This is a genomic window from Streptococcus sp. oral taxon 058 str. F0407 (assembly GCF_000235485.1).
GTDB lineage: Bacteria > Bacillota > Bacilli > Lactobacillales > Streptococcaceae > Streptococcus.
In genome coordinates this window covers 1-14715 of record NZ_JH378886.1, presented here as the reverse complement: position 1 = coordinate 14715, position 14715 = coordinate 1, and the positions used below count along the sequence as shown (strand labels likewise).

Annotated in this window: 9 protein-coding genes and 1 pseudogene; all 10 read right to left on the bottom strand. The window is 42.9% G+C overall.

Annotated features, from left to right (window positions below):
- Position 1 precedes the first annotated feature (1 nt).
- Positions 2-1438, bottom strand: a complete 1437-nt coding sequence (locus tag HMPREF9184_RS01340) for an AAA family ATPase (protein ID WP_001128289.1) — start codon at positions 1436-1438, stop codon at positions 2-4.
- A gap of 126 nt (positions 1439-1564) precedes the next feature.
- Positions 1565-3112 carry a bifunctional phosphoribosylaminoimidazolecarboxamide formyltransferase/IMP cyclohydrolase gene (gene purH, locus HMPREF9184_RS01335; protein ID WP_033585901.1) on the bottom strand — a complete coding sequence of 516 codons (1548 nt, stop codon included), beginning with the start codon at positions 3110-3112 and terminating at the stop codon, positions 1565-1567.
- A 15-nt stretch (positions 3113-3127) separates the two neighbouring features.
- Complete coding sequence (gene purN, locus HMPREF9184_RS01330; protein ID WP_000717483.1) at positions 3128-3673, bottom strand: phosphoribosylglycinamide formyltransferase; 546 nt, start codon at positions 3671-3673, stop codon at positions 3128-3130.
- Positions 3670-4692, bottom strand: coding sequence for a phosphoribosylformylglycinamidine cyclo-ligase (gene purM, locus HMPREF9184_RS01325; protein ID WP_033585903.1), 1023 nt, complete (start codon positions 4690-4692; stop codon positions 3670-3672). The genes purN and purM overlap by 4 nt, the downstream gene beginning before the upstream one ends.
- A 38-nt stretch (positions 4693-4730) precedes the next feature.
- Positions 4731-6173, bottom strand: a complete 1443-nt coding sequence (gene purF, locus HMPREF9184_RS01320) for an amidophosphoribosyltransferase (protein WP_000220644.1) — start codon at positions 6171-6173, stop codon at positions 4731-4733.
- 12 nt (positions 6174-6185) lie between these two features.
- On the bottom strand, positions 6186-9911 hold the full coding sequence (locus HMPREF9184_RS01315) for a phosphoribosylformylglycinamidine synthase (RefSeq protein WP_000361230.1): 3726 nt from the start codon (positions 9909-9911) through the stop codon (positions 6186-6188).
- A gap of 56 nt (positions 9912-9967) precedes the next feature.
- Complete coding sequence (purC, locus tag HMPREF9184_RS01310; RefSeq protein WP_000032092.1) at positions 9968-10675, bottom strand: phosphoribosylaminoimidazolesuccinocarboxamide synthase; 708 nt, start codon at positions 10673-10675, stop codon at positions 9968-9970.
- 166 nt (positions 10676-10841) lie between these two features.
- Positions 10842-12191 carry a competence pheromone export protein ComB gene (gene comB / locus HMPREF9184_RS01305; protein WP_000801577.1) on the bottom strand — a complete coding sequence of 450 codons (1350 nt, stop codon included), beginning with the start codon at positions 12189-12191 and terminating at the stop codon, positions 10842-10844.
- A gap of 12 nt (positions 12192-12203) precedes the next feature.
- Positions 12204-14357, bottom strand: a pseudogene (gene comA / locus HMPREF9184_RS01300) (peptide cleavage/export ABC transporter ComA).
- A 164-nt stretch (positions 14358-14521) separates the two neighbouring features.
- The gene (locus tag HMPREF9184_RS09860) at positions 14522-14710 is read right to left on the bottom strand and encodes a hypothetical protein (protein ID WP_033585902.1); all 189 of its coding nucleotides are present in this window, start codon (positions 14708-14710) and stop codon (positions 14522-14524) included.
- Between the last annotated feature and the right edge of the window lie 5 nt (positions 14711-14715).

Sequence of the window (14715 nt, the reverse complement as noted above, 5' to 3'; positions counted from 1 at the left end):
TTTAAAAAGGTGACCCATCATTGCCTTCATTTTCTAATTGGAACATGATTTCATTCTTGTGAATTTGTTTAGATTCTACAATGTACTTATCAATTTCCTCTGCATAATCTAGCATGTTACTATAAATAAATGGAGAGTGTGTTACTGCGACTAGAAATGCACACTTTTGAGCTTGAGAAATATCATAGATAAACTCCTCTTGCCAAGGTACTGATAAAGATATTTCTGGTTCATCAAATAGAATTATAAGATCCTTTTCATCCTCTAAGAAAATTTTGGAAAAAGTTGAAATTAATTGTTTCTCTCCTGATGAAAGATTTCTTAACTCAATAAAACTTTCAGTACTTTCTCCTTTGTTATTGGTTCTTTTTATTACTAACTCTAATAACTGTGGATTGTAAAAATATTTTTTCCCAAAGAAATATTTATTCACTCTCTCAGTAAATTCATTAATTCTGCTGTCAATATTTTCTAAAGCTTTATAATTATCAATAATACTCGTGACTAAGTAATTTAGATATACATCACTATGCAATTCTCCGTTTTTAATTCTATCTAAAATATTAGATTTAGTTTCATCGGTGATTTTTTCTCCTAATCTAGAAAGTGCTATTTCAACTTTATGTGAATCAAAAACCTTGCTAGGTATATCTTTTCCTTTATTAGCATTAGCAAATAGCTCTAACAATCTACTAATCATGACATCGTAGCTTTTATTGGTTTCCTTGCTAATTTTGTTTAATAAACTATTTATTTTTTCTTCAACATCTTCCATCCCGAAATGTATTAATTCTCCGCTAGATTTATTATTAAACACCCTTATACCTGGTGCCTCTCTAGAAATAATATTGAATTCTTTTAAATCTTCCTCAATTCTTCTATAGGTTGGAAAGTATAATATTTTGTACCTATTTTTAAAATCTTCTATCTTAAGTATTAACTTCATATAGCCAGAGGGAAAGACTCTGCTCAAAACTTCAGGTAACATTACTACAATCATTTGCAAAGGATATTTTTGTAAAAGATGATATCTATTATAAATTGATGATACTTCATCAAACTTTAAATTTTTAGATTTATCTAGTCCTGATAAATCCGACACTAAATCCTGATTTTGTTTAATTCTTTCTACTAAATCAAACAACTCACGTTTAATATTTGAGGTTATATGGTTTGAATTCTGTATATTTATCTGAATAATTTCTTTTTTAGTAATCTGTAGTTGTTCTTCACCTTCAAATGTAATCTCGATACTATCAAAAACGAAGCTTTCTAATTTTTTATAATTTAAATCTAGTAAATAGTAAAGCATCGCAAGAATAGTAGTCTTACCAATACCATTTTCTCCAATATAAATAGTCTTATCATTCTTAAAATCCAATTCAACATCATAATAATTATAAAGATTATTAATTTTAAATTTCTCAATTAAAGGCATACAACTACTCCTTAATAGTTTTATTTATTACAATTATACCAGAAAGCAAGCCTTAAGGCTTGCTTTCTACAAATATTATTATAACTAATTTTTATGATTTCACTTTGTCTTGAAACTGTTGAAATTTTAATGTCTAAAATGTCTCACGCCTGTAAAGACCATGGTCAAGCCGTATTTATCAGCAGCTTCGATGGATTCTTGATCACGGACAGAGCCACCCGGCTGGATGATAGCCTTGATACCTGCTTTGGCGATTTCTTCCACATTATCCGCAAATGGGAAGAAAGCATCCGAAGCAAGTACAGCACCGTCAAGGCGGTCTTTGGCTTGGTCGATGGCAATACGAACAGAGGCCACACGATTAGTTTGACCCGGTCCGACACCAAGTGTCATATGGTCATTGGTGATGATGATACCGTTTGATTTGACATACTTGATAGCCTTCCAAGCGAACTCAAGGGCGGTTGCTTCTGTCTCAGTTGGCTGGCGTTTGGTCACCACTTGCCAGTCAGCTGGGCTTTCCTTGACCACGTCTTGATTTTGCACCAGAAGTCCACCTACTACGCCTGTGTATTCTGCTTCCACTTCGCTAGCGTCTCGGGCATCAAATGGCAAGGCAAGAATGCGCAAGTTTTTCTTTTTATTGGTCAAAATAGCTAGCGCTTCATCCGTATAACTTGGTGCAATGATGATTTCAAGGAAAACGCCATGCATCTTCTCAGCTGTCGCAGCATCCACCTGACGGTTGAGAACGACAATCCCACCGAAGATAGACACTGGGTCAGACTCATAAGCGTAGTCCCAAGCAGTCTCGATGTCATCAGCCTGACCAATCCCACATGGGTTCATGTGTTTGAGCGCCACAACTGTTGGACGGTCTTTGAAATCACGGATAATACGAATGGCAGCATCCGCATCGCGGATATTGTTGAAGGATAGTTCCTTACCATTAAGCTGTTTGGCTGATGCAATAGAATAATCTGTCGGCAAAGCTTTTTGGTAGAAGTCGGCATCCTGCTGAGGATTTTCCCCATAGCGCATAGCTTGTTTGAGGTCATAAGTCAAGGTCAACTTTTCAGGTTTGCTTTCTCCCACTTGAGCAGTGAAGTATTCTGCTATCAAGGCATCATAAGCCGCTGTGTGACGGAAAACCTTGGCTGCCAGACGTTGACGAGTTTCGTAACTTGTTTCGCCGTTAGCTGCCAATTGTTCCAAAACCACAGCATAATCCGCAGGGTCTACCACAACTGTTACGCTGGCATGGTTCTTCGCTGCTGATCGAAGCATAGATGGCCCACCGATATCAATATTTTCCACTGCATCAGCGTAAGTTACGTCTGGTTTGAGAATGGTTTCCTTGAATGGGTAAAGGTTTACCACAACAAGGTCGATGAGCCCGATTTGATTATCTTTAGCCGCTTCCAAGTGGCGATCCAAGTCGCGACGAGCGAGGAGCCCACCGTGAATATTTGGATGGAGAGTCTTGACACGACCATCCATCATCTCTGGAAAACCAGTCACATCATCGATGGCAATAGTCTCTACCTCAGCATTATCAAGGGCAACCTTGGTTCCACCTGTCGAGATGATATCCCAACCAAGTTTTTTAAGTTCTTGGGCAAATTCAACAATACCCGCTTTGTCTGAGACGCTAATTAGTGCGCGTTTAGTCATGTTTTTTCCTTTCATTTACTTGTCCAACAATTCTCTAATAACCTCTGGATACAACTTGTACTCCGCTTCATGAATCCGAGCTTCAAAGCTGTCAATGATATCATCAGCTAATCGTGGCACACGGACTTGCTTGATAACCTTTCCTGTATCCACACCCGAATCCACCCAGTGAATGGTCACGCCGCTCTCACTAACACCAGCATTCCAAGCATCCTCAATCCCATGAGCCCCTGGAAATTCGGGCAGGTAGGCTGGATGAATGTTGATGATTCGACCCTCATAAGCCGCCAATAAGGTTGGCCCAACGATTTTCATGTAGCCTGCTAGACAAACCAAGTCAATCTGGTGTTCTTCCAAGAGTTCGACAAGTGCTACTTCGTAGTCTGCCTTGTTCTCAAACTCCTTGAGTTCAAAAGCATAGGACAGAACGCCGAGCTTGTCTGCACGCTCGAGCACATAGGCATCACGATGGTCTGAAAAGACAAATTCCACTGGAAATTCTTCGGCAATCACCTGAAAATTTGAGCCATTACCAGAGGCAAAAACCGCTATTTTTTTCATTTGATGATGACACTTTCGTTTTCTTTCTTGACGATGCGACCAATTTCATAGACTGGTTCAGCCAACAATTCTTTGACACGATCTACATTTTCAGGGCTAACTGCCAACATAAGTCCTACGCCCATATTAAAGATTTCAAACATTTCTTCGTGTTTGATCTGACCGTATTTTTCAAGGGCTTTGAAAATCGGAAGAACTGGAACTTTGCTTTCATCAATCTCAGCAGCTAGGTCAGCTGCAAACATACGAGGGACATTTTCGATAAAGCCACCACCTGTGATGTGAGCAATACCGTTGACCAACTCTTCCTTGATGAGCGGCAAAACAGCCTTGACATAGATACGAGTCGGCTCAAGAAGAACTTCCTTGAGTTTCTTGCCTTCCAATTCTGGCAAAACTTCCTCACCTGTGTAGTCCGCAAAAACACGACGGACGAGTGAGTAGCCATTTGAGTGAATACCACTTGAAGCGAGTCCGAGAAGCACATCTCCTTCTGCTACTTTTGAACCGTCAATGATTTGAGATTTTTCAGCCACACCGACCGCAAAACCAGCCAAATCATAGTCATCTTCACCATACATACCAGGCATTTCAGCCGTTTCCCCACCGATGAGGGCTGCACCAGCTTGCACACAACCTTCTGCCACACCAGCAACGACTTGTTCTAGCTTAGCCGGCTCATTCTTCCCAGTTGCGACATAGTCAAGGAAGTAAAGGGGCTCCGCACCAGCAGCGATGATATCATTGACACACATGGCCACACAGTCCTGCCCAATGGTATCGTGCTTGTCGTACTTGATAGCCAGCATGAGCTTGGTCCCGACACCGTCAGTCCCTGAGATCAATACAGGCTCTTTGACACCTGTTTTTGAAAGATCAAACATGCCACCAAATCCACCTAGAGCTCCCATGACACCTGCCCGCTCCGTACGAGCCACGTGCTTTTTAATCCGCTCAACAACTTCATAACCCGCTTCAACATCCACACCCGACTGAGCGTACGCATTTTTATTTGTCATCTTCTCTTCCTTTCCTTTCATGGAGAGTCTTTATCCATCTATTTGTAAAAACTGGTCTTGTCAGCCAAACTTCTACGGTATTCTTCTTCATAGTCGTAAAGAGGTGTTGGGTAATCGCCGTCAAAGTAAGCGACACAGAGACCACCATTCGGTGCATCTGTTTCAATCCCGATGGAGTTAATCAAGCCATCAATCGAAAGATAGGTCAGGCTATCCGCACCAATGATTTGGCAGGTTTCTTCAACCGTATGATTGGCAGCAATCAGCTCCTGACGCGTCTGGATATCAATCCCGTAGAAACATGGATACGCTAGGGCAGGGCTACCAATCGCAACGTGAACCTCAGACGCACCTGCTTCTTTCAAAAGCTGAACGATACGGCGAGAGGTTGTCCCACGAACAATGGAATCATCCACCATCACCACACGTTTGCCTTTAACGACACCCGAAACAGCAGACAGTTTCATCCGCACCCCTTGCTCCCGCAATTCTTGAGTCGGTTGGATAAAGGTGCGTTGCGTGTATTGATTCTTGATAAGACCCATTTCATTTGGCAGACCAGATTCTTCTGCAAATCCCATAGCTGCGCTCAGCGAGGAATTTGGCACACCAACCACGATATCCGCTTCATGCTTGAATTCACGCGCCAATTGGGCTCCCATACGTTTCCGTGCCGTATGGACATTGACACCATGGATATTGGAGTCAGGGCGGGCAAAGTAGATATACTCCATAGAGCAGATTGCCAGCTGGGTATCATTCGTATAACTATCATACTGGATGCCATTGTCATCAATAATAACAATCTCTCCTGGTTTCACATCTCGAATCCACTCAGCACCAATAACTTCAAAAGCACAGGTTTCGGAGGAAACCACTACCGCTCCGTTGGTCATTTTCCCAATTGAAAGAGGGCGGAAGCCATTAGGGTCAAGGGCCGCAACCAGCTTGTCCTCAAATAGCAGGATATAAGCAAAGCCACCTTTGACGAGACTGAGTGCTTCCTTGATTTTACCCATCAAGTTCGGATTGTGACTCCGACGAATGAGGTGAGCCAAGATTTCCGAGTCCGAAGTTGAACTGAAAATAGCTCCTCTTTGTTCCAATTCTTTCTTGAGCGATTCGGCATTGGTCAGGTTTCCGTTGTGAGCAAGTCCAAACTGCATATCATGAAAGCGAAAAATGAAAGGCTGGATGTTATCTACAGAAGCTTCGCCAGCAGTCGCATAACGCACATGCCCAATAGCAGCAGATCCTGTCAATTTATCCAAATTAGCTGGGTTTCTGAACACTTCTGACAAAAGCCCCATATCACGATGACGCTTCAATTGTCCCTGATCATTGGAGAGGATTCCTGCCCCCTCCTGACCACGGTGCTGAAGACTGTGGAGACCAAAATAGGTCAATTTAGCAGCATCTGGATGCCCCCAGATACCGAAAACACCACATTCTTCATTAAGAGATTTTACTTCGTATGTCATTTTTTATACCTTTTATTTCCCTGTGAAATAACGCACAGCTGACGCGAACAGGTGCTGGTCTTTATTTCCTGGAATGTTTTGGAAAAGACCGTCTTCATAACGTTCTGAGTGGCCCATTTTACCGATGATTTGACCATTCTTGCTGGTAATTCCTTCGATGGCATTTACCGAACCATTCGGATTGTACTTAGAATCCATACTTGGTTTGCCTTCGAAGTCCACGTATTGGCTGAAAATTTGTCCATTGTCACGGAGCTCTGCAAATTCCTCAGCCGTCACGACAAACTTCCCTTCACCATGCGATACTGGGATGGCATGGATATCACCCACTTGCACTCCAGCCAACCATGGTGAGTTGGTATTGGCAATCCGAGTTTCCACCATCTTAGCCACGTGCTGGTTGGCATCATTGTAGAAGAGGGTTGGACTCGTACTGCTGGCATCCTCAAAGTTTCCGTATGGAAGAAGACCTGATTTGACGAGGGCTTGGAATCCATTACAGATACCGATAATCAAGCCACCACGAGCGATAAAGCTATCAATGGCTACACGCACTTTTTCATTAAGAAGGATATTGACAATAAACTTAGCTGATCCATCTGGCTCGTCTGCAGCTGAGAATCCGCCTGCAAAGAAGAGAATGTTTGCCTTGCCTATATTGTCAACCATGGTTTCAACTGACTTGACAATAGCTTCTTCATTCAAGGTCACAAATGGTACCAAGTTAACCTCTGCACCTTCTTTTTCGAAGGCCTTAGCTGAGTCATATTCTGAGTTGGTTCCTGGGAAGACTGGGATGTAAACCACTGGTTTTTCAATAGTTTCCTTGGTTTTGATGAGTTCATTAGAAGCGACAGCTGGCACTTCAGCCAATTCTTTAGATTGGGCAAATTCAGTTGGGTAAACCTCTTCCAGTTTTCCTTGGAAGGAACTGTCAAGTTTCTGTCCATCTAGCTTCACACCGTTGACAAGGAGTGTAAAGTCTACGCTTGTTTGACCGATTTTCTCCACTCCAGCGATTTCTTGAGGAGAGGTGAAGACAAATCCGCCCAATTGAGCTGTCAAAGCTGTTTCAAGTTCAGGCAAGATAACCTCTGCACCGATATGGTTTCCAAAGGTAGCAAGAGCCAAGCTTTCAAGGACACCACCATATTTGACAGCTGATGCAGATGTTACTTTGTGATCAGCTTGGATGGCTTCAAATTGAGCAAAATTAGACTTGATAAGATCAAAGTCAATTTCTTGTGCCAAGGCTTGACCTGGTATGTAGTAGATGTTTTCACCAGCAGTCTTGAACTCAGGAGAGAGGACCTTACGGCTATCTGCCGTCGTCACCCCAAAGGCGACCAAGGTTGGTGGTACGGTCAATTCTTCAAAGGTACCAGACATAGAGTCCTTACCACCGATAGATGGCAAGCCAAGTTGGATTTGTGCTTCGATAGAGCCTAGAAGAGCTGCTACTGGCTGACCAAAACGCTCAGCTTGTTTGTCCATCCGCTCAAAATACTCTTGGTAAGAGAAACGAGCCTTGGACCAGTTGGCACCAGTAGCCACCAAACGAGCAGTTGCTTCGATAACCGCATAAGCAGCACCGTGGTATGGAGACCATTCTGCCACATATGGATTGAACCCTTGAGCCATGACAGACGCAGTATGAGTCACGCCGTGTTGAACTGGCAATTTCTGCACAGATGCCTCAGTTGGTGTGAGTTGATAGCGACCACCAAGTGGATGATTAACCGTTGAACGACCAACTGAACTATCAAAGATAGTCTGCAAGCCTTTTTGACTAGCATGGTTGAGGTCAGATAGAACTGAAAGGGTATCTGCTTCAAGTGTTTCAGCACTTGTTTTACGCTCTTCTGGAAGTTTGACACCCTTGTCTACCACCTTGGCATCAACGACTACGCGCACACCGTTGGTATCAAGGAAACGACGTTCCAAGTCAACAATGGTTTCACCATTCCAGTGCATGACAAGATTTGGTTTTTCAGTCACTGTTGCCACAACAACAGCATCAATATTTTCTTTGTTACATTCTGCAACGAAGGCATCTACGTCCTCAGGACGCACCACAACTGCCATCCGTTCTTGAGATTCAGAAATGGCAATTTCTGTACCATTCAAACCTTGGTATTTAAGAGGAACCTTGTTGAGGTCGATTTCAAGACCATCTGCCAATTCACCGATAGCCACACAGACACCACCTGCTCCAAAGTCATTGGACTTCTTGATAAGACGAGTAACATCGCCATTGCGGAAAAGACGTTGGATCTTGCGCTCTTCGATGGCATTCCCTTTTTGAACCTCAGCACCGGCAGTCTCTACAGACTCAACTGTTTGAACCTTAGAAGATCCCGTTGCACCACCGACACCATCACGTCCAGTCTTCCCACCGAGTAGAATAATCACATCGCCTGCTTCCGGTTTTTCACGGACAACGTTGCCCTTAGGAGCCGCACCGACAACTGCACCTAGCTCCATGCGTTTTGCTACAAAGCCTGGGTGGAAGTATTCACGAACGTAAGTCGTCGCAAGCCCAATCTGGTTCCCATATGAAGAATAACCATGAGCCGCTGTTTTCGAAATGACTTGTTGTGGTAATTTACCAGCGCGCGTTTCTGAAATCGGTGCTGTAATATCACCCGCACCTGAGATACGCATGGCTTGGTAAACATAAGAACGCCCTGACAATGGGTCACGAATGGCTCCACCGATACAGGTAGCAGCCCCACCAAATGGTTCAATTTCCGTTGGGTGGTTGTGAGTTTCATTCTTGAACATGAGGAGCCATGGTTCCTTGATACCATCAACGTCCACTTCGATTTCTACTGAGCAGGCGTTTATTTCATCAGACACTTCCATGTCGTCCAAACGACCATTAGCACGCTCATAACGACCGAAAATAGTCGCCATATCCATCAAGGTTTGTGGCTTTTCAGACCGACCTAGTTCCTCACGCATGGCAATATACTTATCATAAGTCGCCTGCAATTGCTTTTGGAATTTAGAAGCTGAGAAGTCGATATTTTTCAACTCTGTCTCAAAAGTCGTGTGACGACAGTGGTCAGACCAGTAAGTGTCCAAGACCTTGAGCTCTGTTTCCGTCGGCACACGCCCGATTGACTTGAAGTAGTCTTGGATAAAGAGCAAATCATCCACTTCCATGGCCATCCCTTGTTCGGACTTGTAGCGAGCAAAGGCTTCTGCTGTATAGCTTTCAAAGAAAGTCAATTTCGGAATGGTCTTATCTGACTCTGAGAATTCCTGCTTGGCAATCCCTGTTGTGATATCCTTGAAACGAGAATCAACTGGATTGAGCAGGTAGTTCTTAACCGCTTCTAGCTCAGTCGCATCAATATCTTTATTAACCAAGTAAAGTTGGGCTGTGTTGACCGTCACGTCACTTGAGCTACCTAGCAAGAGCAAGGCTTCTTGTGAAGATGCTGCACGTTGGTCAAATTGACCAGGCAAGCTTTCGATAGCAAAAAAAGCATAGTTAGCCAGATCCGCTCGTACAGCCGCTTCATCCAAGACATGGTCTGTCACCTGCTCAGAGAAGATATGTTTCTCTGCGGGCGCAAACAAATCCTCTGCCAAATCCAAGACATCATAAACTTGCACAATGCGAATACTTTTCAAAGTTGTCAGTCCCAAGTTGTGCTGGAGCTCTCTTACCAAACTCTCTGACTTGACCTGAAAATCAGCCTTTTTTTCAACAAAAATACGTTTATCCATCAATTCTTATTCCTTTATTTCAGCTCTTGCAATGTTCCCAAATGACCTTGAAGATGTTATTTTAAACCTTGCAATTTTTCCCAAACAACTTCGTAAACGTCTGTTAGTTCTCCCAAACCTCTACGGAAAACATCCTTATCCATGTGGTTGCCATCCGCATCCCACAAACGGCAGTTATCTGGTGAAAATTCGTCTGCCAAGATAATCTTGCCATCCTTGTCAAAACCAAATTCCAGTTTAAAGTCAATCAACTTAAGCCCAATCTCAGCAAACCAGACTTTCAAGAGTTCATTGATACGACGCGTTTCTTCCTTCAAGTAAGCGATTTGCTGATCATCTGCGATATTTAGGAATTTCACATGCTCGTCATTGATAAACGGATCATCCAAATCATCGTTTTTATAGTAAAATTCGACAATCGGAGTTTCCAAAGCGATGCCCTCTTCCACGCCAAAACGTTTTGAAAAGGAACCAGCTGTATAGTTGCGAAGCACGACTTCCAAAGGAATAATCTCAACCTTTTTATTGAGTTGTTCCGTGTCTGAAAGTTTCTCCACAAAGTGAGTCGCCACACCAGCAGTGTTTAATTTCTCAAAAATAAAAGATGAAATCTGATTATTTAAAACTCCCTTACCCGCAATCTGCTCCTTCTTGACACCATTGAAAGCAGTCGCCTGATCCTTGTAAGTTGAAATAATAAGATTTTCATCCTCAGTTGTATAGATATCCTTGGCTTTTCCCGAATAGATCAATTCTTTTGACATGTTAAAGTTCGCCTTTCGTATTTCTTTACTTCATTCTACTACAAAATAAGAAAAATAGCAAGAATTTGCGAACGATAGCAAAACTCCTTCTTTTAATATTAAGAAAAACTGTAAAATCAAAACATTTTACAGTTTCAAAAGCAGAATATTGCATTAAAGGCAAACATTATTCTCTGTTTAAAAATTGATCTAAGTAGTATCTCAGATAACTTTTCTTCCCTGTGATTAGCGTCAGACGTCCTTCTGAACCATAGCGAAGACTTTCTGCCTGCTCAGAAGTCAGATTGGTCTCCGCCTCAATTTTAAAGAAATTTCCCTTTTCAGTCTTGGTAGCTGTCGCATCAATATTTGTAATCGCAGAAACAAGAACGAGCTCTCTGTTGGTATCCTTGGTTGTAGTAAAGCGAACAGAATCACCGACCTTGAGTCTTGCAACATCTTTGGAACTAAGATAAGCCGTGAGTTTAGTTTTGCCTTCTCTTTCCAAGGCTGGGTAGAGTTGGGCTAGCAAGGTTCCTTCTGCAACCATGGTAGAGTCACTGGTCTCAGGATTAAGGTGAAGCACCCCATCCTCACTTGCTGTAATCTTCCCTTTATCTAGGAGACCTCCTTGAACCTTCTTACCTGATTCCGCCTCCAAAATTTTCTGATCTAGAAGAGTTAATTCCTGACCGACTTTAACTAAGTGCTGAGACTTGAGCGATTCCAGTTGACTATCCAGTCCCGTTGCGTAGGCTTGTTGAGCTCCAGAACCTGCATATTGCACACGATAAGTAGCTAAGCTAGACTCTAGCTGGGCGATTTGTGCATCCACCTGTGCAATCACTTGCGATTTAGCTTGCGGATCTTCTCCAGCTTGGTTTTTATAGGTTTGATAAAATGAGTAGGCTGCATTTTGACTATCCAGTTGAGCTCCTGTTTCTATCGCCGACTTAGCTGTTTTGTAATCTCGAATTTTATCCTTCGTTTGGCTGATAAGATTGCCAATTTCGGCCTGGCTCTGACTTGCTGCCGCATTCTGCGAGGAGATGCTGGCATTTTGCTGCGAAACATTGCTCCTAAGACTACTAGCTTGGCTGAGATAATCTCGAAACATCTCCTGATATCCAAACTTATCCGCCTCTGGAAATTGATCACTCCCCTCTTTCAAACTGGATTGCAAATAACCCAACTGCTTTTTTTGATCCTTTAACATCTCCGACTGATTGGCGTATGCTTCAGCTTGAACAGCTTCCGCCCCTTGCTGGTACTGAACGAGTAGATCACCCTGCTTGACTAGTTTGTTCTCTTCTAGATAATTGGCCACAATGCGTTGATTGCTAGTCGACTGGATGTTGGCAATGATCCGACTAGGTTCGACAGTCGCTCTGGTAGACAAACTAATCTCCTTCTCTGCAAAGACTGCAAAGCCAAGTAAAAACACGAGCAGAATTGACATGGGTAAAATCACTCGACTGGAATAATTATGGTAACGACGATGGTAAAACTCTGCGCTTTCTAAAAATTCTGGTTTCATCTTCTCCTCTTTCTAGCTATTGACCAAATGGGCATAAAATCCACCTCGGGCAAGCAAGTCTACATGGTTTCCTTCTTCGACAATCTTGCCCTAATCCAAAACAACAACCTTCTCTGTCCGCTCAGCGATGGTCAAGCGGTGGGCGATGAAAATCAAGGTCTTGTCTAGTGCCATAAGATTATCCACAATCCGCTTCTCCGTCAAGATATCCAAACTGCTAGTCGCTTCGTCCAATATCAAAACAGGTGCATCCGTTAAAAGAGCACGCGCTAGAGCGATTCGCTGCCGTTGTCCGCCAGAAATTCCAGCTCCGTCCGAAGTCAACTCTGTCTGGTAATTCAATGGCATGCGCTCAATATCTTCCCGAATCTCAGCTAACTCGACTGCTCGCAGAACATCCTCCTGTGTCGTCCCTTCTTTGGCTCCAAGGAGAAGATTCTCCAAAATCGTTCCGTTAAAGACATAGGGCTGTTGAGGCAGATAGTTGATGTACTGGCGCAAGGCCTTTTTGTCAATCTGATTGAGATTGACACCACCCAGACTAATCTCTCCCTGACTTGGGTCGTAAAAATTAACCATCATCTTGGCCAAAGTGGTCTTACCTGACCCTGAAATCCCCACGAAAGCCATCTTAGACCCTTGCGGGATGGTCAAATTGATATCCGACAAAACATCTCGACCATAGCCATACTTGTAGTGAACCTGATTGAAAGTCATCTCTCCCTTCATCATACTCAAATCTTCGACCGTTTTCTTCTCCTCAAACTCCGAAGCTACTAGATAAACCTCATTTAAGCGATTATTGGCAACCTGCGCTGTCTGAAGTTTGGTTTGCAGGTTGATGATATTTTCCAAAGGATTGGTAAAGTAAACAAGCAGGGTATTATAAGTGATCAGCTGGCCCAAACTCATTTTCCCATCCATGACGAGAATAGCTCCCATCCAGAGAACGGCAACATTGAGCAGGAGCTGGGCAAGTTTTTTCAGTGCCTTTTGCTGGCTTTCTGCCCGACTGTAGGTAAAGGATTTTTTCAGATAAGCTACAAATTCCTTATCAATCTTTTGATAGCGTGAACTTTCACTGGTCAAAGACTTAATGGTCTCAATACCGTTGATGTCCTCGATGATAGAAGAAGACAGAAGCGCATTGGCTTCCATGGTATCCCGATTCATCTTTTCAAACGGCTTCATAAAGGCAAAGATAATCACTGTATAGATGGGAAGCGCAAGTAGACTAATGAAGAAGAGTGTCATATTTTGTGAAAACAAGACAAGCGAAATAATCAAAATCGTCGACACATCCAAAAAGATAGATAAAATGGTCGACGCTAGCGCGTCAATGATACTGTTAGCATCCGTGAAACGAGACACGATTTCCCCTGTCCTGCGTGTCGCAAAAAAGGACATGGGCAGGTGAAAAACATGCTTGATGTAGGACAAAATCACATCAATTGACAGACGTTGCCCCAAAACAAGTAAGAGATACTCCTGCGCGTAGGACAAGATCTGCTGGAGGATATAGACGATGACCAGCCCAATAGAGATGATGCCCAGTGTCGAACGCATCTGGTCTGGCACATAGGTATCAATGATAGACTGAAGATAATAAGAACCCACAATGTTAATCAGGGTTACCAAGAGTGTCGCTAGGACGATATTGGTAATTAAGCCATGCTGTTTGAGTAAGATTGGCAAGAAAGATAGGAGCCCCTGTTTTTTCTCCTTATGGGGTTTATAGTCTGGAGATGGCGCCATAAAGAGACTGATCCCTGTCCACTCTTGCGCAAATCTCTCACGGGAAACCTTAGTCAGCTTGACACTAGGATCTGGATCAGCGATATGAATGGACTTTTTATCCTGACCTACCACCACATAGTAGTGGAGCAATTTACCTTCCTTGAGCACATGAGCCACAAAAGGAAAGGTCAAATCTGGCAAGTCAAAGAGCGTCATATCCGCCTTGATAGCCCGCGTCTCAAAGCCAATCTCCTCTGCCACCTTTACAAGCCCCAAAGCCGTCGTCCCATCCATGGTCGTCTTGGCTAATTCTCGTAGGTGAGCCAAGGAGTAATAACTACCGTAGTAGCCAAATACCATGGCCAAGGAAGCCACACCGCAATCCATCTGATCCACCTGGGGACGATAGTGCCTTTTCCCAAATTTCATATCCATCTCCTTTTTCTAATAATCTCTTAAAAACTTTGTAAGATTATTTTAACCAAACGAAGAAGAAATAAGGGAATTATTTCTGAAAAAACAATATCCATGCCTAAACAGCACTTTTTGTCAAAGAAAATAGGCAGAACAAGCGTCCTACCTAAAATATATATTTATTTCTTTTTCTTCCTAATTCTTTTGTCAATCATGTACAAAACGATAATCGAAAATAGCGGTGGTACAATATAACTCTTTTCACTCATTGTCAGCTGAAATCCCATGGTTGCTAGTATCTTAAAGATGAAAATATTCATCAAAAATAGAAAAACAAATACTAAAAAATATCCTAAAACCTTCTTCATTTCTT

Excerpts from the sequence above, each read along its gene's own strand:
- HMPREF9184_RS01315 (WP_000361230.1), bottom strand. The coding sequence starts at position 9,911 with ATGGATAAACGTATTTTTGTTGAAAAAAAGGCTGATTTTCAGGTCAAG.
- purH (WP_033585901.1), bottom strand. The coding sequence starts at position 3,112 with ATGACTAAACGCGCACTAATTAGCGTCTCAGACAAAGCGGGTATTGTT.
- purC (WP_000032092.1), bottom strand. The coding sequence starts at position 10,675 with ATGTCAAAAGAATTGATCTATTCGGGAAAAGCCAAGGATATCTATACA.
- purF (WP_000220644.1), bottom strand. The coding sequence starts at position 6,173 with ATGACATACGAAGTAAAATCTCTTAATGAAGAATGTGGTGTTTTCGGT.
- comB (WP_000801577.1), bottom strand. The coding sequence starts at position 12,191 with ATGAAACCAGAATTTTTAGAAAGCGCAGAGTTTTACCATCGTCGTTAC.
- HMPREF9184_RS01340 (WP_001128289.1), bottom strand. The coding sequence starts at position 1,438 with ATGCCTTTAATTGAGAAATTTAAAATTAATAATCTTTATAATTATTAT.
- purN (WP_000717483.1), bottom strand. The coding sequence starts at position 3,673 with ATGAAAAAAATAGCGGTTTTTGCCTCTGGTAATGGCTCAAATTTTCAG.
- purM (WP_033585903.1), bottom strand. The coding sequence starts at position 4,692 with ATGACAAATAAAAATGCGTACGCTCAGTCGGGTGTGGATGTTGAAGCG.
- HMPREF9184_RS09860 (WP_033585902.1), bottom strand. The coding sequence starts at position 14,710 with ATGAAGAAGGTTTTAGGATATTTTTTAGTATTTGTTTTTCTATTTTTG.